We start from the raw sequence: 24,648 nt of genomic DNA on the forward strand, positions 1-24,648 counted from the left end.
CGTCGGATTGGAGTAATTTTAAATGGCTATTACACGAAGAAGTTTTCTTAAAGGTGTAGCAACCACAAGTGCAGCGTCAGTAATTGGTCCTAGCTTATTGGCGTCCGCCTCTGCAAATGCCGTTGAGACGACAGGTACTTGGAAAGTAACCGGTTCTCACTGGGGCGCGTTCCGCGCCCACATCTACGCGGGTAAAGTTCAAGAGATCAAGCCGCTAGAGCTAGACAAAAACCCAACAGAAATGTTGAACGGTATCAAGGGCATTATTTACAGCCCTTCACGTGTGCGTTACCCAATGGTTCGTCTAGATTGGTTGAAGAAACATAAATACAGCGCAGATACGCGCGGTAACAACCGTTTCATTCGAGTAACTTGGGATGAAGCGCTAGACTTGTTCTACCGCGAACTAGAACGTATTCAAAAAGACTACGGTCCATGGGCGCTACACGCAGGTCAAACGGGTTGGAACCAAACAGGTTCATTCAACAACTGTACCGCGCACATGCAACGTGCAGTAGGTATGCACGGCAACTTCATCACGAAAGTAGGTGACTACTCGACGGGTGCAGGTCAAACCATTATGCCTTACGTACTTGGTTCAACCGAAGTTTACGCACAAGGTACGTCTTGGTCTGAGATCCTAGAAAACTCTGACAACATCGTTCTTTGGGCTAACGACCCAGTGAAAAACCTTCAAGTAGGTTGGAACTGTGAAACGCATGAGTCGTTTAAGTACCTTGCACAACTAAAAGAAAAAGTGGCGAAAGGTGAGATCAACGTTCTATCTGTAGACCCAGTGAAGAACAAAACTCAGCGCTACTTAGAGAACGATCACTTGTACATCAACCCGCTGACAGACGTAGCGTTCATGCTCGCTGTGGCACACGTGTTGTACAACGAAAACCTGTACGATAAGAAGTTCATTGATACTTACTGTCTCGGCTTTGAAGAGTTCATTCAATACGTTCAAGGTAAGACAAAAGACAAAGTAGAGAAGACGCCTGAATGGGCAGCAGCGATTTGTGGCGTGAAAGCGGACAAGATCCGTGAATTCGCACGCATGCTAGTCAGCGGTCGTACACAGATCCTGATGGGTTGGTGTATCCAGCGTCAAGAGCACGGTGAGCAGCCATACTGGGCAGCGGCTGTGGTTGCTGCAATGGTTGGTCAAATCGGTCTACCTGGCGGTGGTATCTCTTACGGTCACCATTACTCAAGTATCGGTGTGCCTTCTACTGGTTTCGCGGGCCCTGGTGGTTTCCCTCGTAACCTTGACCAAGGTATGAAACCGAAGTGGGACAACAACGACTTTAACGGTTACAGTCGTACTATCCCTGTTGCACGTTGGATCGACTGTCTGCTAGAGCCTGGCAAAGAGATCAACTACAACGGCGGTAAAGTGAAACTGCCAGACTTCAAGATGATGGTTATCTCGGGTTGTAACCCATGGCACCACCATCAAGATCGTAACCGCATGAAGAAAGCGTTCCGCAAGCTTCAAACGGTTGTAACGATCGAGTTTGCTTGGACTGCGACATGTCGTTTCTCAGATATCGTTCTACCGGCGTGTACGCAATGGGAACGTAACGACATCGACGTATACGGTTCATACTCGAACAAAGGTCTGATTGCGATGCATCGCCTAGTTGATCCATTGTTCCAATCTAAGCCTGACTTCCAAATCATGAGTGAACTAACTCAGCGTTTTGGTCGCCGCGAAGAATACACTCGTGGTATGAGCGAGATGGAATGGATCGAAAGCCTTTACAACGATTGTAAAAAAGCGAACGAAGGTAAGTTTGAAATGCCAGAATTCAACGAGTTCTGGGAGAAGAGCGTACTAGACTTCGGTGAAGGTAAACCTTGGGTTCGTCATGCGGACTTCCGTAAAGACCCTGAGCTGAATCCACTAGGTACGCCGTCTGGCTTCATCGAGATCACGTCTCGTAAGATCGGCCGTTACGGTTACGAACACTGTCAAGAGCACCCAATGTGGTTCGAAAAATCAGAGCGTTCACACGGTGGTCCTGGTTCAGATAAATACCCATTCTGGTTGCAGTCTTGCCACCCTGATAAGCGTCTGCACTCTCAGATGTGTGAGTCTGAAGAGTTCCGCGCGACTTACGCGGTACAAGGTCGTGAGCCGGTTTACATCAACCCAGCAGATGCCAAAGCAAAAGGTATCAAAGATGGTGATTTGGTACGTGTATTCAACGGTCGTGGTCAGCTGTTAGCTGGTGCTGTTTTGACTGACAGCTACCCACGTGGCGTTATTCGTATCGAAGAAGGTGCATGGTACGGTCCTCTAAACGAGAAAGAAGGCGCAATCTGTACCTACGGTGATCCTAACACCCTAACGCAAGACATCGGTTCTTCTGAGCTTGCACAGGCGACTTCTGCGAACACATGTATCGTAGACTTCGAGAAGTTCACAGGTAAAGTGCCGCCAGTCACTTCATTTGGTGGTCCGATCGAAGTTGCTTAATTAGTGCAGTTTGCATAAATCCAAATACCAGCCTCAGGGCTGGTATTTTTTTATCAAAATTTCAGTGAGCGTTGTCTCAATAGTAACTTCATAACGTTAAACGAGACTGGTATTCGTGATGATGGTAACGAATTGGGTGAGACAAGCAGGAGATAATGCGCCAAGCTAAACAATAATAATTAAGTGAGTAGACTCTTTATGGCTCAGAGCATTCAATTAGCAAATCACACTGAGATCACTGTGAATAACAATGACTTCCAAGTTGAAGTCGAGGGTAATCAATTACATTTTTCTTTTGCTGGTCTTCACAATAAAACCTTTACGGACCGTGAAGTGTTATTCGAAATGCCGTTTTTGTACGAGCACGAGGCCGACGTAATTGGGGATGGTTTTCAAATGTTGGCGCAAACGGCGGGAACGATCAATCACCCCGTTGATATTGGTCGCTGCCCAGACAGTAATCCTTCTTATCGAATCTACCCTAAAGATGCACCTAAGCGTTATTACAACTATTTAGTGGTGGAAGGTTCAGCGGGCTACACATTATTTGGCTTCACATCATGTCATCGCTTTGCAGGCTATTTTGATGTTGTGCTGCGTGATGGGCATTGGGTTTTATCAGCCGCAATTGATGGTGAGTTGACTCAAGTGGCGGATTGGGAAAGTAATCAACTTGAATCCGTGGCGGTACTCTGTGGTCAATCGCTGTCCGAGCTTTATCAAACCTATGGCGAGATGATTGCAAAGCATCATCCTGTTCGCCAAGGTGTGACACAAGATGCGCCTGTTGGTTGGTGTTCGTGGTACGCGTACTACGCAGACGTGACAGAGCAAAACATCATGCAGAACGTTGATTGCATGCAAGATAAGCTCGAAGACCTGGAGTGGGTACTTCTGGATGATGGCTATCAAGCCTTTATGGGCGATTGGTTAACCCCATCAGATAAGTTTTCTGGTGGCGTAAAAGAGCTCATTCATAGTATCCGTGCAAAAGGCAAAAAGCCGGCGATTTGGATGGCGCCCTTTATTGCTCAGCCTGAGTCGGAGATCTTCAAACAGCATCCAGATTGGTTTGTTCGCCACAAGGATGGTGGCTTACTTAAAGCAGAAGATGTCACATACGGTGGTTGGCGATGCACGCCTTGGTACATACTCGATACCTCAAACCCAGAAGTACAAGACCATCTGACGAATGTAGTCTCTGTCATGAGACAAGAGTGGGGCGTTGAGTTGTTCAAGCTAGACGCGAACTATTGGGGCACCTTAAAAGGTGTTCGTAAACAATCTGGTATTACAGGCGTTGAGGCGTATCGCTTAGGAATGGAAGCGATTGCCAAAGGCGCTGGTGATGCGTGGCTTTTAGGTTGCAACGCGCCAATGTGGCCATCTCTGGGGCTTGTGGATGCAATGCGTGTTTCTGACGATGTAGAGCGTCATAGTCGTCGATTCGAGCAGATAGCCAAAGAAACCTTTTACCGTAGTTGGCAGCATCGAAAATTGTGGCAAATTGACCCGGATTGCGCCACGTTCACTTCATTAGCTAATCAATCTGCATCCAGAGAAGAGTATGAATTTCATCGCACGGTGTTATTAGCGAGTGGTGGTTTGCTGCTGTCTGGTGACCCGCTCCCTGAGATTACGCCGTTTGCTAAGAAGACACTGTCTAAGCTCATGTTACGTCAACAACGTAACCAACAATCTGCAAAGTTTACCGCTTTGAGTTTAAATCACGCGTTTTTAAAACTAACGACGAAGAATGACCTCCATTGTTTGTTTAATTATGCGAGTTACGGAGCGATGGAATTTACGCTGACGTCTGATCAACCGGTGGACTGGTATGATTACTGGACAGGGGAAAAGCTAAACCAAGAACCTTGCCAGTTGTTAATGGTGAGCGTTGATAAAGGGCTCAATGCGAAAGCGATCGTTACAGCATAACGTGAAGTAAATCGCCCAATACCAAGATCAAGAAAGGAGCCTATTGCGGCTCCTTTCTCGTTTTGATGCTCTGGGCGTTAGAACTCGAATAAAAAGTAATACCCGTATCCAACAATAAACGCAGGAATGGACGAGTAAATAGTCGCGACCAAAGCAGCTTTCGGTGCCATTGCAATGGCGGGGAATAGGGCGTCACCATCGTTAGAAATCGCATTGGCCAGTTGCGCAGAAAGTGGCGCTGCACCAGAAATGTATAGGCTAGTGACTAAAATTTGCGGTCCACAACCAGGCAACATACCAATGGCTAGGCCAGCTAATGGCATCCAAATTCCCCAATGAGAAAAGGTTTCTACAAGGTCGAGTCCAGAAAAATAGGTCGTCAGTTCAAACGCCAGAAACGCCACGATCACCCAAGCACTGACGAAATTCGTATCTTGTGCTGCTTTTTGAATCGGGTGTGAGTCCACGATTTTTTCATCTTCAGAGACCGTTGACTGATAATCGCCGAGCTCTTTTGTCATAGCCCACAACGACATTGTGATCACCGCGAAGATAGCGCCCAGCCATTCAATGGTATTGGCCTGCAAAGACAACAGCTGATTAATATCGATTTGGAAAGACATTAACACAGCAACGACACTAGCAGGCACAATAAGCCATTTCCAAAATGCGCCTTGTAGATTGATTGCACGTTGTTCAAGGGGTGTGTGTCGGTCTGTCTGGTGTTGGCAACAAGCATGTGTCTGAGGTGCTTCTTTTGGTTCTGGTCGCAGAAAGTTATCAGCATGAAAAGCATTAACGACTAACCCTGAAAGAGTACCCACGATAATGCCTAATCCAACCACGCCTAATCCAACACTTGGTTTGGCGGCCAGAAGTAAAAAGGCAGCGTCACCCATTGTTGAAGTAAGTACCGCGACAATCGCACCAAATCCCACTCGGCCACTAATAAATTGCGTTGTCACAACAATAGCGCCACCACAGCCAGGCAAAGCACCCAATAAAGAAGCAAAGAAAACCTGATGATTACGCGAGCGATGGTAGAGCTCGGTAATTCGATTGGTTTTCGACATAAAGTTTGAAAGATAATGATAAATAGCCAATGTGGCAGCAACATAGCATGACACTGCCCAGAATGAGTCGGATAGCGTCTGTACGGCAACGTCACGTGTATTTTCATTGCCTAGCAAAATGAGCATGACGATAGGGATCAGCAATCGCTTATAAGCTAAACGAAACTGAGTAGGCTGAAACAACTGTTGTGCAGAGTGTAAAAATTGGGTCGCGTTCATCGTTTACTCAAATGCAAATAGGAATAATTATCATTATATGTAAATGAGATTTATTCGCAATAGCATTGTGAACTTTTCTTCGTGTCAAACTCTCTGAAATCAGGTAAAGTATCGGCCTTTGTGAGCAAACACGCCCTAATTAACTGTATTAGGCGGCGTATAAAATTGACTTGAATAGGAAGAAACATGATTCTAGTTGTAGGTCATAAGAACCCAGACAGTGACAGTATTTGTAGTGCACTCGTTGCAACTGAACTTCTAAAAGCGCGTGGCGTTGAAGCTATGCCAATTCGCCAAGGCGAAATCAACCGTGAAACTCAGCACATCCTAGAAGTTGCTGGCGCTGAAGTTCCTGAGCTTCGCACATCAGTTGCGGGTGAGACCGTTTGGCTAGTAGATTACTCAGATCTAGCACAAGCACCAGACGATATCGCAGAAGCTGAAATTGCGGGTATTGTTGACCACCACCGCCTAGGTGACGTGATGACAGTAAACCCAATGGAAGCATGGATCTGGCCTGTTGGTTGTACCAACACTGTTCTATTCAACATGTTCAAGATTGAAGGTCACGCGATTACTCCACAAATCGCTAAGCTAATGATGTCAGCAATTCTATCTGACACAGTAGGCTTCGCTTCTCCAACTTGTACACAAAAAGACAAAGATGCCGTTGCTGAGCTAGCGGCAATCGCAGACGTACAAGATGTTGACGCATTCACTAAAGATCTTCTAATTGCTAAGACAAACATCGAAGGTCTATCTGCGGCTGAGCTTGTTGAGAAAGACCTTAAAGGTTACCCATTCAACGGTCGTGACGTAGTGGTTGGTCAGGTTGAACTTGCAACTCTTGAGCAAGTTGACGGTATGATCGAAGCACTAGAAGCAGACCTAGAATCTCGTTGTGAGAAAGATAACCTAGCGTTCGCTGCTGTAATGCTAACAGACATCACGACTGCTCAAACTCGTCTTCTATACAAAGGTGAGTGGGCTGAGAAGCTTGTTAAGCACGAAAAAGACGGCATGCTAATGATGGAAAACACGCTAAGCCGTAAGAAGCAAGGTTGGCCTTGGCTTCAAACTGAGCTAGCTTAATTTTCTAGCATATACTTTAAATGCCCGCCTAGCTGCGGGCATTTTTCTATGGGAAATAGGAGACGAATATGTCTGAGCAACTGACCCAAGAGCAGATGGATACCATTAATCGCTACAATGAAGAGCAACGTTTAAAGTACTGCGTAAAAGAGATTGTGGCGAATCGTAAGATTTGGATTCTGAAAGACGAACATGGCTGTGTCATGTTAAATACAGAAGATGATGATTGTGTACCAGTATGGCCAAACGAAGAGTTTGCTTTGCAATGGGCGAATGGTGATTGGGAAGATTGCGAGCCTGAGGCGATCTCTTTAAACAAGTGGCACAGCCGTTGGACCTCTGGTCTAGAGGATGACGAGCTATCGATTGTTGTATTCCCAAATCAAAATGAAGAAGGGGTCGTATTGTTTCCTGACGAGTTTGATTTTGAACTGCGCAAACAAGCGAGCCGCCGTTAGTTCTTTGATTAGTACCCATGCAATAAAGAAGCCTGCGTTAAAGCAGGCTTCTTTACATTTGCACGATTACATCTTTGATAAGCTATTTTGTTTGATGGCTTGGCGCTTTATAAAAGTGGCTTTCGACTAGTCGTTGAGTAATAGGATGCTCGGGATGAGTCAGTACTTGGTTGGTCTCGCCAAACTCGACCACTTCACCTTCATGCATCACCATCACTTTATCAGTAATATGCTTAACAATGCCAATATGCTGAGACACGTACACAAATGACAATCCCATCTCTTCTTGCAACTCGAGGAATAAGTTAATGATCTGCGAGCGCATTGCCATATCCAAACCGTTTAACGCCTCATCAGCGACAATGATGGAAGGTTGAAGAATAAGTGCACGAGCCAAACACACGCGCTGTTTTTGACCGGCAGCTAGCATTTGTGGATAAAAATAGGCGTGCTCAGGCAGCAATCCTACGCGGAGTAGGGTGTTCTTTACACGCTGCATGCGCGCATCTGGCGGCATGTTGGTATTTCGCTTTAGCGGACCTTCTAAAATACGACCAATCTGGATTCGTGGGTTTAACGATGTGTTTGGATCTTGGAAAATCATGCGGATGAGCTTGCAGCGTGTCGCGTAATCTTTGTGCTCCAATCGTTCGCCATTCACACGGATCTCTCCGGAGCTTGGTTCAACAACGCCAGCAAGCATACGAGCTAGTGTGGATTTTCCTGACCCGTTTTGACCAATAAAACCAATAGTTTGTCCTGGCTCTAAAGTAAAGCTTACCGGTTTAACTGCCTCATTAACCTGACGTTTGAACAGACGGGAGCGCGTAACAAATTGCTTCGATAAATTATCGACTTCAAGTAACGCACTCATGACTTTTTCTCCGTGTTCAATGGAAAGTGGCAGTTAAATTTATGATTCTTAATTCGTCTGGTGTGTGGAATTTCTACACATTGTTTCTGCGCATATGGGCAACGTGGTCCGAGGCGACAACCGATAGGCAGATGCTGCAATGGCGGAATCGAGCCCGGTAGGGATTGGAGTTTTTGCTTGTGTGGTACCCAATCATTAAAGTCAGGCATCGCTTTAAGCAAGGCATCGGTGTACGGGTGCTTGGGTGCCGCAATGATTTTACTGGTATCGGCAGACTCCACCGACTGACCACAATACATTACCGTAATACGCCCTGCCCACTGTGTTATGGTCGCTAAGTCGTGGCCGATAAGCAGAATGGTTGTGTTATTAAGTTGGTTCATGCGGCTCAACAGACGCAAAATTTGCGATTGGGTAATCGGGTCTAAGTCGTTGGTTGGTTCATCTGCGATCAGCAATTTAGGTTTGGTCGCAATCGCCATGGCAATCATGACCTTTTGACACTCACCATCAGTCAGTTCATAAGGGTAGCTACCCATTAAACGCTTGTGATCTTTAATACCCACTTTATGCAAAAGCGCGATGGCTTGTTTTTTACGCCATTTAAATCGCTCCCACCATTTCCCTTCAAATGCGCGAGATGGAATGGATTCAATCAATTGACGCCCGACTTCCTCTGAAGGGTCAAGACAAGTTGAAGGCTCTTGGAAAATCATCGCAATATCACGAGCAATGACGCGCCGACGCTCTTTTGGCGTAAGCTGAAGCAAGTCAATATTGCCAAGGCGCATACGGTCAGCGGTGATGCGCCAGTTATCTTTACTCACACCGACAATCGCTTTTGCAACTAAGCTTTTTCCAGAGCCAGACTCACCTACAAGACCACGAATTTCGCCTTCGTTCAAAGTTAGGCTCATTCGGTCAACGGCTTTGACCAACCCTTGAGGTGTTTCGATCTCAATGGTCAAATGTCGAATATCTAACAACGGCATTATTCGATCCCCGCATTAAGCGCTTGACGTACACCTTCACCTACTAAGTTTAGGGTAATAACAGTAAACATGATGGTCAGGCCGGGTAGGGTCACTGTCCAAGGTGCAATATAAATAAGCTCGACAGAGTCACCTAATATTGCTCCCCACTCGGTGCTTGGGGCCTGTGCACCTAGGCCAAGAAAACCCAGTGCCGTAATATCTAAAATCGCAGCAGAGAGCGCGAGTGTGATTTCAGCGGCAATGACCGTCAGAATGTTAGGAAGAATTGAACTCCATAGTAAGTAGAAATCATTAGCGCCATCAAGGCGTGCTGCCATTATGTAGTCTTTTTCAACTTCGGTGTGGACTGCGATATAAACGGAGCGAATAAAACGCGGAATCAAAGCCAAGCAGATTGCGAGTAAAATATTGAACCCACCAAAGCCTAGAAATGCCACAAAAATGATTGCTAATAAGAGCGACGGGATCGACATGACGGTATCGAGCAAGTGGTTGAGAGTACTCGACAGTAAGCCTTTCGTCATACCTGCCAATACGCCAATTAAACAGCCTACAACGGCAGCAATTGCGGTGATGGCGACAGCAGCGCCAAATGTCAGCTGAGAGCCCATAATCAGGCGCGAAAGAATATCTCTACCTAAGTCATCGGTCCCCAAAAAGTAATCAACCGTTCCTGCTGGAGCCCATGATGGCGGCACAAGCAACTCACCTGACTGTGCTTGGGCGTCAAATGGTGCAAGTAGGGGGGCAAAAATGGTAATAAGGACGATAAACACCAAGCACCACAAGCCAAACATGGCTAGTCCGTTGGCGCGGTAGCTTCGCCAAAAACGCTCAAACTGTGTTGGAATGCGCTCTTCCTGATAAACGTTATTTGTTAGCATACCATTCCTTTCGAACTAAAGGGTTAATCATCGCGCCAATCAAATCCGAGAGTATGTTAGCGGTAAGAACCAAAGTCGCAAGTACCATCACGCCAGCTTGGATAGATGCATAGTCTTGGCTTGCTAGCGCATCTAAAAGCCAACGACCAATACCTGGCCAGTTAAAAATAGACTCCGTGATGATAGCTAAGGTAATCATACTCGAAAGTTGAACACCAACCTTGGGAATGATAGGCGGTATCGCATTCCGCAATACATGTTGAGTTACGATTTCGCGGTTAGAAAGACCTTTGATTCTCGCTGCACGGATGTAGTTTTGGCTCATCACTTCCGCTACCGAGGAGCGCATTAGTCCGACAACCTGGGTGGTTGGAGCCAAAGCAAGCACCAAACATGGCAGCACCATATGCTCAATGACGCTTTGCAGTGCGTGAGCGCGGTATTCACCTTTCGCCATGAATGCGTCGATAATGGCAAATCCGGTTACATGATCAATTTCGTAAAGCAGGTCATATCGTCCTGCCACGGGAAAGAGTTGGTACTCTAATGAAAAAACCATGATAAGTAACAGAGCCACCCAAAAAATTGGGGCGGAATAACCAGACATCGACATGAATGAAATGCTGGTGTCGAGCCATTTACCTTGCTTCATCCCAGCCACGGTTCCAAGTGGAATACCGATCAAAAGGGACACCAAAAAGGCAAAAAAGCACAGTTCCAAAGTGGCAGGGAATACGACGGCGAGCTCGTCATAAATCGCGTTGCCGTTTTTACTTATGCCAAAATCAAGCTGAGAAAGGTTGATTAAGTAAGTTTGCCAACCAGACCAAAAATCAACGTTTGCCCAGTGCGAGAGAGGGTCAAGGCGAAGCAGAGAAAAACCCACTAATGTAAGGATCATCAAAGTGATGATAAATAGGTTAAAGCGTCGAACGGTATACCAAAACATCAGTGAATTCTCTCAACTCTATCAAACGGTTGGGCATTGAAAGGGCTTGATTTGAAGCCTGTCAGCGATTTGTCGTGCACACGGAACTGCACGCCATGCGCCAGAGGAATAACCGGGAACTCTTGATTCAAAATGTTCTGTGCTTGGCGATATAGGTTCAAACGGTAACGCGGTTCTTGAGTTTCTAACGCCAAATCGAGCAAGAAATCGAAGTCATCGTTACACCACATGGACACGTTAAGGCCAACGCGGTCAGACTCGCAAGATAATAAAGGGCGGAAAAAGTTGTCAGGATCCCCGGTATCACCAATCCAACCTGTTAAAAGTAAATCGATATCGTTGATGTTCTCCAAATCCACACGTTCAAACCTATCATCGGTCAGTAGCGTTAATTTAACCCCAATATCGGCAAAATTCGCTTGGATTAGCTCCGCGGTCTTGCGAGGGCTTGGGTTAAAAGCACGTGGTTCAAGTGGTACCCACATGGTCAATTCTAGGCCGTCTTCGTAGCCTGCATCTCGAAGTAGTGCCAATGCATAATTCCGGTCATAACGAATTTTTACACTGTCTTTTTGATAAGCCCATGAATTAGGTGGTAGCAAGGTATAAGCTTGGGAGCCAGTTCCGTAGTAAACCGAATCTAAAATATTTTGACGGTTGATCGCTAAGTTAAGTGCTTGGCGAACTCGAGCATCACTCAGCGCGGTGGTTTCTGTGTTTATCGCAATAAAGGAAACGTTGTTAGCTGGTGTAGCCGTCAGCTCAAGGTTGTCATTTTCTTGAATGACAGGTATTTGGCTCGAAATAGGTGAAGAGAGTACGTCACACTCGTTTCTTAAAAGTTTAGCTAATGTACCCGTGCCTCTGTGAGAGATATCGAACACCACTTGTTCCATTTTTGCTGGTGACTTCCAGTAATTAGAATGACGCTCTAATCGAATCAAATCGTTCACTTGGTACTCTTTTAATTGATAAGGGCCGGTACCGATAGGAAGTTGGTCGATTTCTTCTTTATGATCTTTTGCAGCCAATTGCTGTCCATACTCCGCAGACAAGATAACCGCATGGCTGGTGGCAATATTGGCCAAGAAAGAAAAGTTTGGCTGAGATAACGTAAACCTTACCGTATGCTCATCTATTGCAACCACGTCTTGGAGTAGGTTTTGAAAATCTAACCCTGCAAACCATGGATAAAAACCACCACCTACTTGGTGAAAAGGATGGTCTACATCGATGATTCGCTTGAAGCTAAATACCACATCTTTTGCATTCAATGGGCGAGTGGGTGTGAACCAAGGCGTGGTTTGGAATTTAACACCACGTTTAAGCTTAAACGTGTATTCCGTCCCTGATTCATTTACTGACCAACTCTCGGCGATGCTTGCCACGGGCTGATGTGATTTAGGATCGAGCGTGAGCAGCGTATCGTACAGCTGCGGGCTCAGAGCCTCTGCGGTAATACCGCTATCAATAAGCTGAGGGTTAAACGTGGTCGGCTTACCCTGTCCGCAAAACACAAAGCCAGCTTTGCGAATATCATTGTGGTCAATTTCATCGCCACAAGCGGTCAGTAGGCTAATCCCAATAAGGCTCAGCGATAATCTTATAAAAGCATTCATAATATGAAATGTTCATTGGATCTTGCTCGTTTCGTTTGATCTTACTCTTTCAAAGCTAACAAGCGAAAATGATCTCGCTAATTTATCACCTTTGTGAACTCGCTCCAAACATAAAATCCATACACTGTAAGGTGTTATGCCATAAATGCATGCGAATTAGAGCGCAGTCACGAGCTCGTGTATTGATTGAGTACTCTCGGTCAAGTTAGCTTTGTCCGACCAAACCATATTTTCTAACCATCCCTCGTAATTGGTGATAGCTCAAGCCAAGTAGCTCGGCTGCTTGTCGTTGATTAAACTTGGCTTCTTCCAATGCACGATTGAGTAAATGGATATCTTGTTCCTCTTGCCATTGTTTATAGTCTAGAGGGAATTGGATGGTGTTGCTTGATGCTTCCTCTTCTTGTTGTTCTGCTTGTTTTGCACTATGGCCAAGCGCGCTGTGCCAAACCGTTTCAAAAGGATTGAAAACCAGTTCATCAATTGGGTGAGCATTCAGACCATGTTGGTAAATTGCACGTTCAATCACGTTTTTTAGTTCGCGGACGTTACCGGGCCATTCATATTCAATAAGCGACTGCTGCGCTTTTGGGGTAAAACCGACAAAGTATTCCAGTTGCAGTTCACGACACATTTTCATCGCGTAGTGCTCTGCTAAAGAGAGAATGTCTTCTTTGCGCTCGCGAAGAGGGGGTAACATAATGACATCGAAGGCTAGCCTGTCGAGCAGATCTGCACGAAAATCACCTTGCTCTGCCAACTTTGGTAGGTCGGCATTGGTTGCACAAACAAGTCGAACATCCGCATTGAGAGCGGTATGACCGCCAACTCGTTCATATTCACCATATTCGATGACGCGTAATAGCTTTTCTTGAACTAAAAGTGGTGCGGTTGCCAGTTCGTCAAGAAACAAAGTACCGCCCTCGGCGCGCTCGAAACGCCCTTTATGCTTACCTTTAGAGCCCGTGAAGGAGCCGGATTCATGTCCAAACAATTCGGAATCTATTAGCCCTTCGCTTAATGTCGCACAGTTGAGTGATAGTAGTGGTTTATCCCAACGTCTTGATAAATAATGCAAACGCTGAGCGATGAGTTCTTTACCCGTACCTCGTTCACCAATGATGAGGACTGGGCGCTCAATGGGTGCAAGTTGTGATACTTTATCTAGTACAGCGAGAAAAGCAGGTGATTCACCAATCAGGTTTTGCTTCATAAAATCCTTCTTATTTAACAGCCGAGCCATGATTCAGGGATAGAGTTGGTAAATTTCACCAACAGTTGGTGAAAAACATCATAGCACAATAGTGTGTAACGACAACAAAATGAATAACAATCTGATTTAAAAGAAAATTATAAGTTGGCACGTTACTTGTTATATATTCAGGGAGACACAAGGTTAATCACCACCTTGTCGAGTTTTAATAGGAAAAAAGAGGAGTTCCGTTATGGGTATTTTTTCTCGATTTGCAGATATCGTTAACTCAAACATCAGTGCATTACTGGACAAGGCGGAAGATCCTGAAAAAATGATCCGTCTTATCATTCAAGAAATGGAAGACACACTTGTTGAAGTGCGTACTAACTCGGCTAAAGCGATTGCAGACAAGAAAGAGTTGGCTCGTAAGGTTGAAACGTTAGAAGAGCAAATTGGCGAATGGGGCCAAAAAGCGAGCTTAGCATTAGTTAAAGAGCGTGAAGATCTAGCTCGTGCAGCGTTAATTGAAAAGCAAAAGCTAGAGCAAGTGATTAAGGGCCTCCACACTGAGCAAACCTTAGTGGAAGAAACGATCGATAAGCTTACTGGCGAGATTGGTAAGTTGGAAAGCAAAATTGCTGAAACGCGCGCAAAACAGCAAGCACTAGCAATTCGTAACCAAACTGCATCTAACCGTCGTGATGTGCAAAAACACCTGCACACTAGCCGTACTAATGAAGCGATGGCGAAATTTGAGCAGTACTCACGTAAAGTGGATGAAATGGAAGCGGAAGCAGACTTGTATGCTCAAACTGGTAATGCTAAATCGCTAGAACAAGAGTTTGCAGAGTTGCAGGCACAAGACGAAATTGAAAAAGAGTTGGCAAAACTGAAAGAACAGATGTCATCGAAAGATAAATAAGAAAGGAGCCATTTATGTCGGCATTTTTTATAGCAGGACCAGTGATTGTCTTTTTAATCTTTGTCGCTCCACTATGGCTCTTCTTACACTATCGCAGCAAACGCAAAACAGATAGTGCACTGTCGAGCCAAGATTTAGAGCGCCTTCAGGTACTATCTGAAAAAGCGGAAGCGATGCAGTCCCGAGTTGATACATTGGAGCGCATCTTGGATGCTGAGTCACCAACATGGAGACGAAAGTATGAATAATCGAGAACTGTATCGTGACCCAGTAAATGGCAAAATCTCCGGTGTTTGCGCCGGAATTGCCAACTACTTTGGTGCAGAAGTTTGGTTGATTCGTATTGTAGTGATTTCTGCAGCGCTGTTAGGTGGTACGTTTTTGGTATTGTTAGCGTACATCGCGATGGCGTTTATGTTAGAAAAGCAACCAGTAACGTATTCTGAAAATATCAGAGCGCAGCAAGAGCATACGCTCAAAAGTAAGCCTTGGCAGAAAGGGCAAAGCCCTGATCAACTGCTCAGTGTGTTGGAAAGGGATTTTGACCGTCTTGATGTCAAAATTCGTAACATGGAAGCTTATGTTACGTCTGATACATATAGGGTGAACAGAGAATTCAGTAAGCTCTAGGCATTTTGTATCCAAAGAAGATTTAACTGAAGCAGGCATAAAGCCTGCTTTTTTATCACAAATTACTAATTTTAAAGCACTATTAATCTTTTCCGCTCTGGAAGTTCGTTCAAAATTCATCTACTTTAAAAATAATCCCCCAATTTTTATGGATGAATGTAATGAGAAGATTGCTCATTCCTATTGCCATCTCGGCTGTCTTGTCGGGGTGCGGTAAAGAACTTCCTCCTGTTCCTGAACCTGAATCGCGCCCTGCGAAGCTATTTACAGTATCTGTTGGCAATGCCCAGTTTGAGCGACATTTTCCTGCCACGACGGAAGCTGGCGATAGAGCAGTACTGACATTTCGAGTTCCTGGGCTTCTTCAAACGATAGAAGTGAATGAAGGTCAAGTCGTCAGTAAAGGTGATGTTTTGGCGTCATTAAACCCAGATGAATATTCTCTGCTCGAACAGCAAGCTCGGGCAAATTTTTTGCTCGCAGATGTGCAATACAAGCGATACCAAAAGCTACGTAAAGACCAAGTAGTATCTGAGCAAGATTTTGATGAGGCAAAAGCGAACCACAACTCGGCAAAAGCTCAATGGAATCAAGCAAAGGCAAACTTAAGGTATACCAAACTTGTCGCGCCATATGATGGAACTATTTCGTACATTCCAGCAGAAAACCATGAATATGTTGCCGCGAAAGAAGGGGTGATGAATATTCAGTCCAACCAACTCCTCAAAGTGATATTCCAAATCCCAGACTATCTTCTAAATCGTTACACGCAGGGGAGCGATGTCTCTGCCAGAATGATATTTGATGCGTTCCCCGAGCGAGCCTTTGACTTAACCTTTCAGGAAATCGATACAGAAGCCGACCCTAAAACGGGCAGTTACAAAGTCACGATGGTCATGGAGCGGCCAGCAGAAATTGGCCTTTTGCCGGGAATGTCTGGCAATGCTTACCTCCTGTCCAAAAGTGCAGGAGCGACAAAGATTCCTAACTCCGCGTTGCTAGAAGAAAACGGCAAAACATACGTTTGGCGTGTCGATGAGCAAGGCATTGTATCCAAAGCCGCAATTGAGATGAATGACAAAAATCAAGTGTTAGCCGGGCTTAACGATGGCGACCAAATCATTATCTCGGGTGTCAGTGTAATTGAACCCGGAATTAAGGTAAGAGCGTGGATTAAGGAAAGAGGGTTGTAATATGAAAGGAATCATCTCTCTAGCGACTTTACTTTCAACGCTTTTTCTCGTTGGCTGTGGGGATAAGGCGCCAGAAAAAGAGCTCGAAACGCCACGAGTTAGAGTTACGTCATTAGCGGGAAACAAGGTGGATGACAACTTGTACTTCCCTGCGGTTGCGAATGCAGCGGATCGCTCTCATTTGAGCTTCAGAGTGGCAGGAGAAGTCAGCCGCATCATGGTAAAAGAGGGCGACAAAGTCACGAAGGGTGATGTCATTGCAACGCTAGATCCCACTGACTATGAGTTGGATGTAGATAATGCGAGTGCGCGTTTTTCTGTTGTCGACAGTCAGTATCGCCGCTCACGCCCTTTGGTTGATAAAGGCCTATTAGCTAAGTCTCAGTTTGATGAAATTGCAGCACAACGACAAATCGCCTTAGCTGAGCTTCAGTTAGCCAAACTTCGTCTATCATTTACTGCCTTAAAAGCGCCCGTGGATGGGATTATTTCGCGAGTTAATATCGACCAATTCGAAAATGTTCAAGTCGGACAGCATATCGTTAATATTCACAGCTTGGAGCGAGTCGAAGTGTTGATTCAGCTTCCTGACCGCCTCTATGTGAACCAACCGCCAACGGAAGAAAGGCTTACCGCGATCAAAGCATTAGTGCGCGTGCCCAGTGGTAACGAATATAACGCGACGGTAAAAGAATTTACAACCGAACCCGACCCAACAACAGGTACGTTTACTGTCACACTGTCGCTTCCTATGCCGGAAGAAGAGTACATCCTAGATGGTATGGCTGTTGAGGTAACTTCTAAAGACGAGAATGTTGGGCTTGATCTCAACCTAGGAATTAATGTTCCTATCGAAGCCATTTTTAATGCGGATGGTGACGAGCTGGGGCGCGAAAACAAATTTGTTTGGGTACTGAATGACGACAATACGGTATCGCGCAAACAGGTGCGAGCAGGTAAGGCATCTAAAACGTCCATTCAAATCCTTGATGGTCTCATGCTCAAAGACAAAGTCGTGATTGCCGGTGTTTCTCGATTAAGGGATGGCATGAAAGTGGAAGTGATACAGGAAATGGCTACGCAGGAGGCCGGTCTATGAGCGATCTTAATAAATCAGTGCCTCAAAGTGATGATGATGTGACCGGTATTGCTGCGTACTTCATCCGAAATCGCGTCATCAGTTGGATGGTCGCACTGATATTTTTGATTGGTGGTATCGCCGCATTCTTTGGTTTAGGGCGTCTTGAGGACCCTGCTTTTACTATTAAAGATGCGATGGTAGTGACCTCTTACCCTGGTGCGACACCGCAACAAGTCGAAGAAGAAGTGACGTATCCAATCGAAAAAGCGATTCAGCAGCTTACTTATGTTGATGAAGTGAATTCGATTTCTAGCCGAGGATTATCGCAAATCACGGTCACGATGAAGAACAATTATGGCCCTGATGATCTGCCACAAATCTGGGATGAGTTACGCCGTAAAGTGAACGACCTTAAAGGGACGTTGCCTCCAGGTGTGAATGAACCTCAAGTGATCGATGATTTTGGTGATGTTTACGGGATTTTGTTAGCGGTGACTGGCGACGGTTATAGCTATAAAGAGCTACTGGATTACGTCGATTACTTACGCCGAGAGCTCGAACTGGTTGATGGCGTGAGTAAAGTTTCGGTATCTGGGCAACAGCAAGAGCAAGTGTTCATCGAAGTATCGATGAAAAAATTGAGCAGTATAGGTCTTGCTCCGGATACCGTGTTTAATCTTCTTTCGACGCAAAACGTAGTTTCTGACGCAGGAGCGATCAGAATTGGTGATGAGTACATCAGAATTCAGCCGACTGGCGAGTTCCAGAGTGTGGATGAGCTAGGCGATTTGTTGATTACTGAGTCGGGTGCTCAGGGGCTCATCTTCTTGAAAGATGTGGCGGAAATAAAACGTGGTTACGTAGAAGTCCCGAATAATATTATTAATTTTAACGGAAGTCTTGCACTAAACGTCGGCGTTTCTTTTGCTGAAGGCGTCAACGTCGTTGAAGTCGGAAAAGCGTTTGATCATCGCCTTGCAGAGCTAAAGTACCAACAACCTGTTGGTATCGAAATCTCGGAAATTTACAGTCAGCCTAAAGAGGTGGATAAATCGGTTAGCGGTTTTGTTGTCAGCTTGGCTCAAGCTGTCGGTATCGTCATTATCGTACTTCTGTTCTTTATGGGGCTACGTTCTGGGCTACTTATCGGTTTAATCTTGCTGCTGACGGTGCTGGGTACGTTCATTTTCATGAAGTATCTCGCGATAGATTTACAGCGGATTTCATTAGGTGCCTTGGTTATCGCATTGGGTATGCTGGTGGACAATGCCATCGTTGTGGTTGAGGGGATTTTGATTGGTACTCAAAAAGGGCGAACTCGACTCCAAGCAGCGACCGACATTGTTACCCAAACAAAGTGGCCATTACTTGGGGCAACTGTGATTGCGGTAACTGCATTTGCGCCAATTGGACTGTCTGAAGACTCGACGGGCGAATACTGTGGCACTTTATTTACGGTTCTGCTGATCTCTTTAATGTTGAGCTGGTTTACCGCTATCTCGTTGACACCATTCTTTGCTGACATCTTCTTTAAAGGCCAGAAGATTAAACAAGGTGAAGGGGAAGAAAATGATCCATATAACGGGGTTATTTTCGTTATTTATAAAAAGTTTCTTCAGTTTTGTATGCGTCGTGCTTGGTTTACCGTTGTGGTGCTGATTGCGGGATTAGCGGCAAGTGTTTACGGGTTCACCTTTGTGAAGCAAGCGTTTTTCCCATCTTCGACAACGCCGATTTTTCAGTTAGATGTATGGATGCCAGAAGGAACTGATATTCGAGCAACTAACACAACGCTTAAAGAGTTAGAAAGTTGGTTAGCTAAGCAAGAGCATGTTGACCATATCACGACGACCGCGGGTAAAGGCTTACAGCGCTTCATGTTAACGTACGCGCCAGAGAAAAGTTATGCGGCTTATGGTGAGATAACCACTCGTATGGAAAACTACGAAGCGTTAAAACCATTAATGGCGAAGTTTCGAGAGTATTTAAAAGCCAACTACCCAGAAATCAATTACAAGCTCAAACAGATTGAATTAGGCCCTGGTGGTGGTGCAAAAATTGAAGCGCGCATTATTGGTTCAGATCCAACCGTCCTTCGTACGATAGCCGCTCAGGTCAAGGACATCATGTACGCCGATCCTCAGGCAACAAATATCAGGCATGATTGGCGTGAACGAACCCAAGTTCTTGAACCGCAGTTTAACGAGAGTCAGGCACGTCGCTATGGCATTACAAAATCAGATGTCGATGACTTCTTGTCTATGTCATTCTCTGGAATGACGATAGGCCTTTACCGAGACGGCACGACGCTCATGCCTATCGTGGCTCGCTTACCTGAAGATGAACGTATTGATATTCGTAACATCGAAGGCATGAAAATATGGAGTCCAGCACAGAGTGAGTTTATTCCACTTCAACAAGTCACAATGGGTTACGACATGCGTTGGGAGGATCCTATTATTGTGCGTAAGAACCGTAAGCGTATGCTCACTGTGATGGCAGACCCTGATATTCTAGGTGAAGAAACCGCATCGACGTTGCAAAAACGTTTACAGCCCCAAATCGAAGCGATTCAAATGCCTCCTGGCTATTCACTAGAGTGGGGTGGTGAATACGAATCTTCTGGTGATGCTCAAGAGTCGCTGTTTACTACCATGCCAATGGGGTACTTGTTCATGTTCTTGATCACTGTATTCCTATTTAACTCTATCAAAGAGCCACTCATTGTTTGGCTTACCGTGCCACTGGCGTTAATTGGTGTCACCACCGGTTTGTTGGCGCTCAACACGCCGTTTGGTTTTATGGCATTGCTCGGCTTCTTAAGCTTATCGGGAATGGTGCTCAAAAATGGCATCGTATTACTGGACCAAATTGAAATTGAAATGAAGTCCGGTAAAGAGGCTTATGACGCGGTCGTTGATGCTGCGGTAAGTCGCGTCCGTCCCGTTTGTATGGCTGCTATCACGACGATCCTTGGTATGATCCCACTGTTGCCAGATATTTTCTTCAAACCAATGGCGGTTACGATTATGTTTGGTTTGGGTTTTGCGACAGTCCTGACACTGATTGTCGTGCCAGTGTTGTATCGTTTGTTCCATAAAGTGGCAGTACCGAAACAGGCTTAGTGCTACTGATATAACGATGAAAAATATCGCGCCTCTAGCTCATCAGTTAGAGGCGCTTTTTAAGGAAGAATAATGACAGAACAAAAAACGTGTGCGTGGGCGATGAATCACCCATTAGAACGCGAATATCATGATTCCGAATGGGGCGTGCCAGTATATGACGACCAAGTCCTGTTTGAATTTATTACTTTGGAAGGTGCGCAAGCTGGGCTTAGCTGGATCACCATCCTTAAAAAACGCGAAGGTTACAGAGAAGCGTTCGAGAACTACGACCTAGATGCGTTGGAACAAAGAAATGAAGAACGCGCTGAATACATCGTGGAAAACTTCGATGTTGTGAGACATCGCGGAAAGATTAACTCGGTATTTAGTAATGCCAAAGCGGCTAAAGCGTTAATTGCTGAATACGGGAGTTTATCAGACGCGTTGTGGCAGTTCGTGGACGGTGAACCAATCGTCAATCAATGGCAACATATGAGTGACGTACCAGCTTCGACAGAGCAATCCAAAGCCATGAGTAAATTCCTAAAAAAGAAAGGCTTCAAGTTTGTCGGTGAAACCATCTGTTATGCTTTCATGCAAGCCGTCGGCATGGTGGATGACCATATCGTTGGATGTCCTAAAAAGCAGAATAAGTAACGTTTGGCGATTAAGCTAATGTTGTTAGTTCTGGCTATCATGAATACGTTCCAAAGCTTCGATTCGACGCCATTGAGTGGTATCGAAGCTTTGTTTTCTTAAAGCAATGATTTCTGCCTGTTTTTCGTCTTGCCCTAGAAAATCTCTATTCAGAATATTTTGACGCTGCTTTAAGTAAGTGGCGAGTTGAGTCTCAAATGATGCTCTTTGCTCATCAAGCTTTTGGAGCCTCTGCGCTCCGGCATCTCCTACCAGAGCAACACGGGCGATGTACTTGTCTTGTGAATCAAGCTGAGAAGCTTGCTCGAGCTGCTTTGCTAATGCGTTATTGCGTTCACTTTCTCGTATGTAATCCGGTTGTTCTGATAACGCTTGATTGAGAAGGTGTTCTTGACTCTCGCTATCCGATGCCTGTGTTTTAATCGTCAGCTTTTCTAAAGCAAGTTGGCGAAGTCGGTTTTCTTCGTCAAACAATTGGGTTATCTGCACCTCGTTAAAGTATTGAAGCTGTAAGTTCAGTATTGCTTCATTCAGCATGGTTAACTGTTCAAGCGTTAGGTGGTTGTGCTCAAAAGGCTCTAATGCAGAGAGTGCTTGCTTGTAGGAAAGGTAGGTTTGAAAAAGTTTGGCATCAATATTCAGAGTTTGCTTTGCTAAAGTGTCATCATTGACTTCCGCTTTGATCGTATCGAGATCTTCTTCGCCCAGCCGGCTAAGAGAATATTCGAAGAAATCTTTTGGTGAAGAGACATCGGCGGCTATATCTTGCTGAGATTGCGAATGGTTAGAGGTTATCTCTTGTTGTTTGTCGCTTTGCAACAGAGAAAGCGCTCCCACGCCAAATATCGAGAGCAGGATAAAAGTGGTGAGAGCGACTTTCTTCATTGTGATGACCTCTTATAAACCTTGAAGTTTGAGACGATTTGCATGTTGGCGATAAAGCGTGACTGGATCGGTTTCAAAAAGATGATGAATACCGAGTAGACCGTTAATTTCATCCAAATGGTTCATTTGATAATCATCACGTATGACTTTGCCCAAATGTGTGCTGCACGCACCAACTAAGCCATCATTTGGCCCATCAAAGGCTAAGCCAAGTACCATCATGGCAGCGTCGGTCGGATCGAAAACGTTTGTAAAAGTGGATGATCCGGTCCATGAGTAGTAATAAACGCCATTTGAAGCCAGCAAGTCACCATTACCACATTCACTGATAGGGACTCCCTCCGGGTAGTGTTGGTTAAACGCTAATGATCCTTCCGTGGTTAATGCTGCTAGTGAGGCTAAAGGGTCTTGGTCGAGATCAGAACCACCTGATAGAAGATTAATAAGAGTAGTTAAGCCTTGCGCCAGTTTTACCGCGAGCTGCTCACTACCCGAACCCTCAGATACGGTGCCACGAACTAAATCTGCCACTTTAGACCCTTTATTAACGCCTCCTATACTCGTAACTGATGCGACTAGGTCAGGACGGACAGAGGCAACATAGCGCGTTGTTGGACCACCATGACTGTGACCAATGAGATTGACTTTCTCTGCGCCTGTTGCTGCAAGTAAGGTTTCTACTTGAGCAAGCAGTTGCTCCCCTCGAACTTCGCTGCTATTGGTCGCGGATACCTGTGCAACATAAACCGTAGCGCCATCTTTTGTTAAGGAATGTGGTATTCCGAAAAAGTAATCAACGCCTGCCAGGGTATCAAAACCAAACAAACCGTGAACCAGAACAATCGGATACTTGGTTTGGGTATAACCTGTTGCAGCGTATACGGAGGTTATTGGGACGGTAACTAAGGTAAAAAGCATTAGCGCTATAAATTTGAGTTTCAAAACTATCTCCTTGTGGTATGACCTCTTATGAATGATAAAAAGTAGGAGAGAAACTCTAAATTTGGAAAGCCTATTTGTGGCACATTATTTCATTCTGTGACTGCTCAATTGAAAAACAACACAAATGATTAACATTAATTAATGGGTTCGGGTGAATGTTAGTTAATTCTAATTAAGTCAGGGGCTTATAAAAACGCCCCGCAATGCAGGGCGATTCAATCATTGTTATAGGGAGGCTTCTTTTTCAAGCATTAAGGCATTATAACGCGCAAAACCAGCCTCTAAATCAGCGATCAAGTCATTTACGTCTTCTAAGCCAATATGAATACGAACCAAAGTACCTTCAAAGTGTGGGTGAGCTATGGTTCTCAGGCTGTTAAAGCTCTTAGGTTCGTTAGCTAGAATGAGGCTTTCATAACCGCCCCAAGAGTAACCCATACTGAAGTGTTTCATACCATCAAGCAGAGCCGTCGTCGCTTTTGGATAAGACGTTTTGAGAACAAATGAAAACAAGCCGTTTCCACCTGTGAAATCTCGTTTGAAAAACTCATGGCCAGGATTTGTTTCTAAAGCTGGATGGCGGACATGATCAACTTCTGGGCGAGAAGCGAGCCACTGAGCGACTTTTAAACTGCTTTCTGCGTGCTGTCTTAGGCGAACATCCAACGTGCGAATACCTCGAAGACCTAGGTATGCGTCGTCAGGAGAAACGCACTGACCCATCAGGTAGCTTTGTTCACGAAGCTGATCCCAATACTTTTCAGAAGCCACAGCAGTACCTAGCATGACATCTGAATGTCCAACAATATACTTAGTTGCCGCTTGAATGGAAATGTCTACGCCATGCTCGAAAGGAGAGAAGTTCACGCCAGCTCCCCATGTGTTGTCTAGCATCACGATGATATCTTGCTCATGGGCAATGCGCGCTAATGTAGGTACATCTTGGACTTCCATGGTTATTGAACCAGGAGACTCTAAGAAAAGGACTTTGGTATTCGGCTGAATCAAGTCTCGGATACCTTCACCGATCATTGGGTCATAATAGGTGGTTTCGATGCCCATTTTCTTCATGATGGTGTTACAAAAGTCACGAGTTGGTTCGTAACAAGTGTCCACCATTAGAATGTGATCGCCAGTTTCAACGAAAGAGAGGATGGCGTTTGAAATTGCTGCCGTTCCACAAGGGTAAAGCGCGCAACCAGCTCCACCTTCAATCTCAACCATTGCGTCTTGGAAAGCAAAGTGCGTGTTGGTGCCTCGGCGACCATAAAACAACGTTTTGTTTGCACGATTAATGGTGGCTTGGTTCTTTTCTGCAACGGTATTGAATACCACAGTTGAAGCGCGTTGAACGGGTGGGTTTACAACACCATTTGTCCACTTTTTATCGCGGCCAGCGGTAATGAGTTTGGTTTTTTTTCCCTCTGACATAAAAGTTCCCTGTCTTAAA

General features: G+C 45.3%; 21 protein-coding genes. 11 read left to right on the forward strand and 10 right to left on the reverse strand.

Annotated elements, in window-relative coordinates; all coding sequences use genetic code 11:
- The first annotated feature begins 22 nt into the window (after window positions 1-22).
- Window positions 23-2,485, forward strand: coding sequence for a trimethylamine-N-oxide reductase TorA (gene torA / locus R8N46_RS08425; RefSeq protein WP_005378138.1), 2,463 nt, complete (start codon window positions 23-25; stop codon window positions 2,483-2,485).
- Window positions 2,486-2,683: 198 nt separating this feature from the next.
- Window positions 2,684-4,423 (forward strand): glycoside hydrolase family 36 protein, encoded by a 1,740-nt coding sequence (locus R8N46_RS08430; protein WP_054576408.1) that lies wholly within the window; start codon window positions 2,684-2,686, stop codon window positions 4,421-4,423.
- 77 nt (window positions 4,424-4,500) lie between these two features.
- Here the strand turns inward: R8N46_RS08430 and R8N46_RS08435 are convergent, their stop codons facing one another.
- Complete coding sequence (locus R8N46_RS08435) at window positions 4,501-5,715, reverse strand: putative manganese transporter (RefSeq protein WP_062730704.1); 1,215 nt, start codon at window positions 5,713-5,715, stop codon at window positions 4,501-4,503.
- 186 nt (window positions 5,716-5,901) lie between these two features.
- Between R8N46_RS08435 and R8N46_RS08440 the strand changes: the two genes are divergently transcribed.
- Both R8N46_RS08440 and R8N46_RS08445 read left to right on the forward strand, forming a co-directional pair.
- A complete protein-coding gene (locus tag R8N46_RS08440; protein ID WP_017634678.1) occupies window positions 5,902-6,807 on the forward strand; it encodes a manganese-dependent inorganic pyrophosphatase in 906 nt (301 codons plus the stop codon).
- Between the two features lie 68 nt (window positions 6,808-6,875).
- Window positions 6,876-7,265: a DUF2750 domain-containing protein gene (locus R8N46_RS08445; protein WP_054576411.1), complete on the forward strand. Its 390-nt coding sequence runs from the start codon at window positions 6,876-6,878 to the stop codon at window positions 7,263-7,265.
- An 82-nt stretch (window positions 7,266-7,347) separates the two neighbouring features.
- On the opposite strand, the gene R8N46_RS08450 is transcribed toward R8N46_RS08445, so the two are convergent.
- From R8N46_RS08450 to pspF, 6 genes are all read right to left on the reverse strand, one after another.
- A complete protein-coding gene (locus R8N46_RS08450) occupies window positions 7,348-8,139 on the reverse strand; it encodes an ATP-binding cassette domain-containing protein (RefSeq protein WP_005393308.1) in 792 nt (263 codons plus the stop codon).
- Entirely contained in the window at window positions 8,136-9,131 is a 996-nt protein-coding gene (locus tag R8N46_RS08455; RefSeq protein ID WP_005378126.1) for an oligopeptide/dipeptide ABC transporter ATP-binding protein, read from the reverse strand. The genes R8N46_RS08450 and R8N46_RS08455 overlap by 4 nt, the downstream gene beginning before the upstream one ends.
- Window positions 9,131-10,018 (reverse strand): ABC transporter permease subunit, encoded by an 888-nt coding sequence (locus R8N46_RS08460; protein ID WP_005378123.1) that lies wholly within the window; start codon window positions 10,016-10,018, stop codon window positions 9,131-9,133. Before R8N46_RS08460 ends, R8N46_RS08455 begins: the two co-directional genes overlap by 1 nt.
- On the reverse strand, window positions 10,005-10,967 hold the full coding sequence (locus R8N46_RS08465) for an ABC transporter permease (RefSeq protein ID WP_005378122.1): 963 nt from the start codon (window positions 10,965-10,967) through the stop codon (window positions 10,005-10,007). Before R8N46_RS08465 ends, R8N46_RS08460 begins: the two co-directional genes overlap by 14 nt.
- The gene (gene sapA, locus R8N46_RS08470; protein ID WP_017820870.1) at window positions 10,967-12,586 is read right to left on the reverse strand and encodes an ABC transporter substrate-binding protein SapA; all 1,620 of its coding nucleotides are present in this window, start codon (window positions 12,584-12,586) and stop codon (window positions 10,967-10,969) included. Before sapA ends, R8N46_RS08465 begins: the two co-directional genes overlap by 1 nt.
- A gap of 205 nt (window positions 12,587-12,791) precedes the next feature.
- Window positions 12,792-13,799, reverse strand: a complete 1,008-nt coding sequence (gene pspF, locus R8N46_RS08475) for a phage shock protein operon transcriptional activator (protein WP_017820869.1) — start codon at window positions 13,797-13,799, stop codon at window positions 12,792-12,794.
- Window positions 13,800-14,031: 232 nt separating this feature from the next.
- Here pspF and pspA point away from each other — a divergent pair, with 232 nt between their 5' ends.
- From pspA to R8N46_RS08510, 7 genes are all read left to right on the forward strand, one after another.
- Window positions 14,032-14,703, forward strand: a complete 672-nt coding sequence (gene pspA / locus R8N46_RS08480) for a phage shock protein PspA (RefSeq protein ID WP_005378119.1) — start codon at window positions 14,032-14,034, stop codon at window positions 14,701-14,703.
- Window positions 14,704-14,717: 14 nt separating this feature from the next.
- Window positions 14,718-14,951, forward strand: a complete 234-nt coding sequence (gene pspB / locus R8N46_RS08485) for an envelope stress response membrane protein PspB (RefSeq protein WP_005378117.1) — start codon at window positions 14,718-14,720, stop codon at window positions 14,949-14,951.
- The gene (pspC, locus tag R8N46_RS08490) at window positions 14,944-15,333 is read left to right on the forward strand and encodes an envelope stress response membrane protein PspC (protein WP_017820868.1); all 390 of its coding nucleotides are present in this window, start codon (window positions 14,944-14,946) and stop codon (window positions 15,331-15,333) included. The genes pspB and pspC overlap by 8 nt, the downstream gene beginning before the upstream one ends.
- A 161-nt stretch (window positions 15,334-15,494) precedes the next feature.
- The gene (locus R8N46_RS08495; protein ID WP_213907831.1) at window positions 15,495-16,526 is read left to right on the forward strand and encodes an efflux RND transporter periplasmic adaptor subunit; all 1,032 of its coding nucleotides are present in this window, start codon (window positions 15,495-15,497) and stop codon (window positions 16,524-16,526) included.
- Window position 16,527: 1 nt separating this feature from the next.
- Window positions 16,528-17,625 (forward strand): efflux RND transporter periplasmic adaptor subunit, encoded by a 1,098-nt coding sequence (locus tag R8N46_RS08500; protein ID WP_005378112.1) that lies wholly within the window; start codon window positions 16,528-16,530, stop codon window positions 17,623-17,625.
- Complete coding sequence (vmeI, locus tag R8N46_RS08505) at window positions 17,622-20,732, forward strand: efflux RND transporter permease subunit VmeI (protein WP_085569587.1); 3,111 nt, start codon at window positions 17,622-17,624, stop codon at window positions 20,730-20,732. Before R8N46_RS08500 ends, vmeI begins: the two co-directional genes overlap by 4 nt.
- 72 nt (window positions 20,733-20,804) lie before the next feature.
- Window positions 20,805-21,371, forward strand: a complete 567-nt coding sequence (locus R8N46_RS08510; protein WP_005378109.1) for a DNA-3-methyladenine glycosylase I — start codon at window positions 20,805-20,807, stop codon at window positions 21,369-21,371.
- A gap of 24 nt (window positions 21,372-21,395) precedes the next feature.
- Here R8N46_RS08510 and R8N46_RS08515 read toward each other — a convergent pair whose 3' ends face one another.
- From R8N46_RS08515 to R8N46_RS08525, 3 genes are all read right to left on the reverse strand, one after another.
- Window positions 21,396-22,256, reverse strand: coding sequence for a lipase secretion chaperone (locus R8N46_RS08515; protein ID WP_054574032.1), 861 nt, complete (start codon window positions 22,254-22,256; stop codon window positions 21,396-21,398).
- Window positions 22,257-22,268: 12 nt separating this feature from the next.
- Window positions 22,269-23,174 carry an esterase/lipase family protein gene (locus R8N46_RS08520; RefSeq protein ID WP_206953275.1) on the reverse strand — a complete coding sequence of 302 codons (906 nt, stop codon included), beginning with the start codon at window positions 23,172-23,174 and terminating at the stop codon, window positions 22,269-22,271.
- A 249-nt stretch (window positions 23,175-23,423) separates the two neighbouring features.
- Window positions 23,424-24,629: a cystathionine beta-lyase gene (locus R8N46_RS08525; protein WP_053349514.1), complete on the reverse strand. Its 1,206-nt coding sequence runs from the start codon at window positions 24,627-24,629 to the stop codon at window positions 23,424-23,426.
- Between the last annotated feature and the right edge of the window lie 19 nt (window positions 24,630-24,648).

This window comes from Vibrio sp. 1874 (assembly GCF_033344395.1).
Classification (GTDB): domain Bacteria; phylum Pseudomonadota; class Gammaproteobacteria; order Enterobacterales; family Vibrionaceae; genus Vibrio; species Vibrio alginolyticus.

Coding starts and splice junctions, on each gene's coding strand:
- torA (WP_005378138.1), top strand. CDS start 23: ATGGCTATTACACGAAGAAGTTTTCTTAAAGGTGTAGCAACCACAAGT.
- R8N46_RS08430 (WP_054576408.1), top strand. CDS start 2,684: ATGGCTCAGAGCATTCAATTAGCAAATCACACTGAGATCACTGTGAAT.
- R8N46_RS08435 (WP_062730704.1), bottom strand. CDS start 5,715: ATGAACGCGACCCAATTTTTACACTCTGCACAACAGTTGTTTCAGCCT.
- R8N46_RS08440 (WP_017634678.1), top strand. CDS start 5,902: ATGATTCTAGTTGTAGGTCATAAGAACCCAGACAGTGACAGTATTTGT.
- R8N46_RS08445 (WP_054576411.1), top strand. CDS start 6,876: ATGTCTGAGCAACTGACCCAAGAGCAGATGGATACCATTAATCGCTAC.
- R8N46_RS08450 (WP_005393308.1), bottom strand. CDS start 8,139: ATGAGTGCGTTACTTGAAGTCGATAATTTATCGAAGCAATTTGTTACG.
- R8N46_RS08455 (WP_005378126.1), bottom strand. CDS start 9,131: ATGCCGTTGTTAGATATTCGACATTTGACCATTGAGATCGAAACACCT.
- R8N46_RS08460 (WP_005378123.1), bottom strand. CDS start 10,018: ATGCTAACAAATAACGTTTATCAGGAAGAGCGCATTCCAACACAGTTT.
- R8N46_RS08465 (WP_005378122.1), bottom strand. CDS start 10,967: ATGTTTTGGTATACCGTTCGACGCTTTAACCTATTTATCATCACTTTG.
- sapA (WP_017820870.1), bottom strand. CDS start 12,586: ATGAATGCTTTTATAAGATTATCGCTGAGCCTTATTGGGATTAGCCTA.
- pspF (WP_017820869.1), bottom strand. CDS start 13,799: ATGAAGCAAAACCTGATTGGTGAATCACCTGCTTTTCTCGCTGTACTA.
- pspA (WP_005378119.1), top strand. CDS start 14,032: ATGGGTATTTTTTCTCGATTTGCAGATATCGTTAACTCAAACATCAGT.
- pspB (WP_005378117.1), top strand. CDS start 14,718: ATGTCGGCATTTTTTATAGCAGGACCAGTGATTGTCTTTTTAATCTTT.
- pspC (WP_017820868.1), top strand. CDS start 14,944: ATGAATAATCGAGAACTGTATCGTGACCCAGTAAATGGCAAAATCTCC.
- R8N46_RS08495 (WP_213907831.1), top strand. CDS start 15,495: ATGAGAAGATTGCTCATTCCTATTGCCATCTCGGCTGTCTTGTCGGGG.
- R8N46_RS08500 (WP_005378112.1), top strand. CDS start 16,528: ATGAAAGGAATCATCTCTCTAGCGACTTTACTTTCAACGCTTTTTCTC.
- vmeI (WP_085569587.1), top strand. CDS start 17,622: ATGAGCGATCTTAATAAATCAGTGCCTCAAAGTGATGATGATGTGACC.
- R8N46_RS08510 (WP_005378109.1), top strand. CDS start 20,805: ATGACAGAACAAAAAACGTGTGCGTGGGCGATGAATCACCCATTAGAA.
- R8N46_RS08515 (WP_054574032.1), bottom strand. CDS start 22,256: ATGAAGAAAGTCGCTCTCACCACTTTTATCCTGCTCTCGATATTTGGC.
- R8N46_RS08520 (WP_206953275.1), bottom strand. CDS start 23,174: ATGCTTTTTACCTTAGTTACCGTCCCAATAACCTCCGTATACGCTGCA.
- R8N46_RS08525 (WP_053349514.1), bottom strand. CDS start 24,629: ATGTCAGAGGGAAAAAAAACCAAACTCATTACCGCTGGCCGCGATAAA.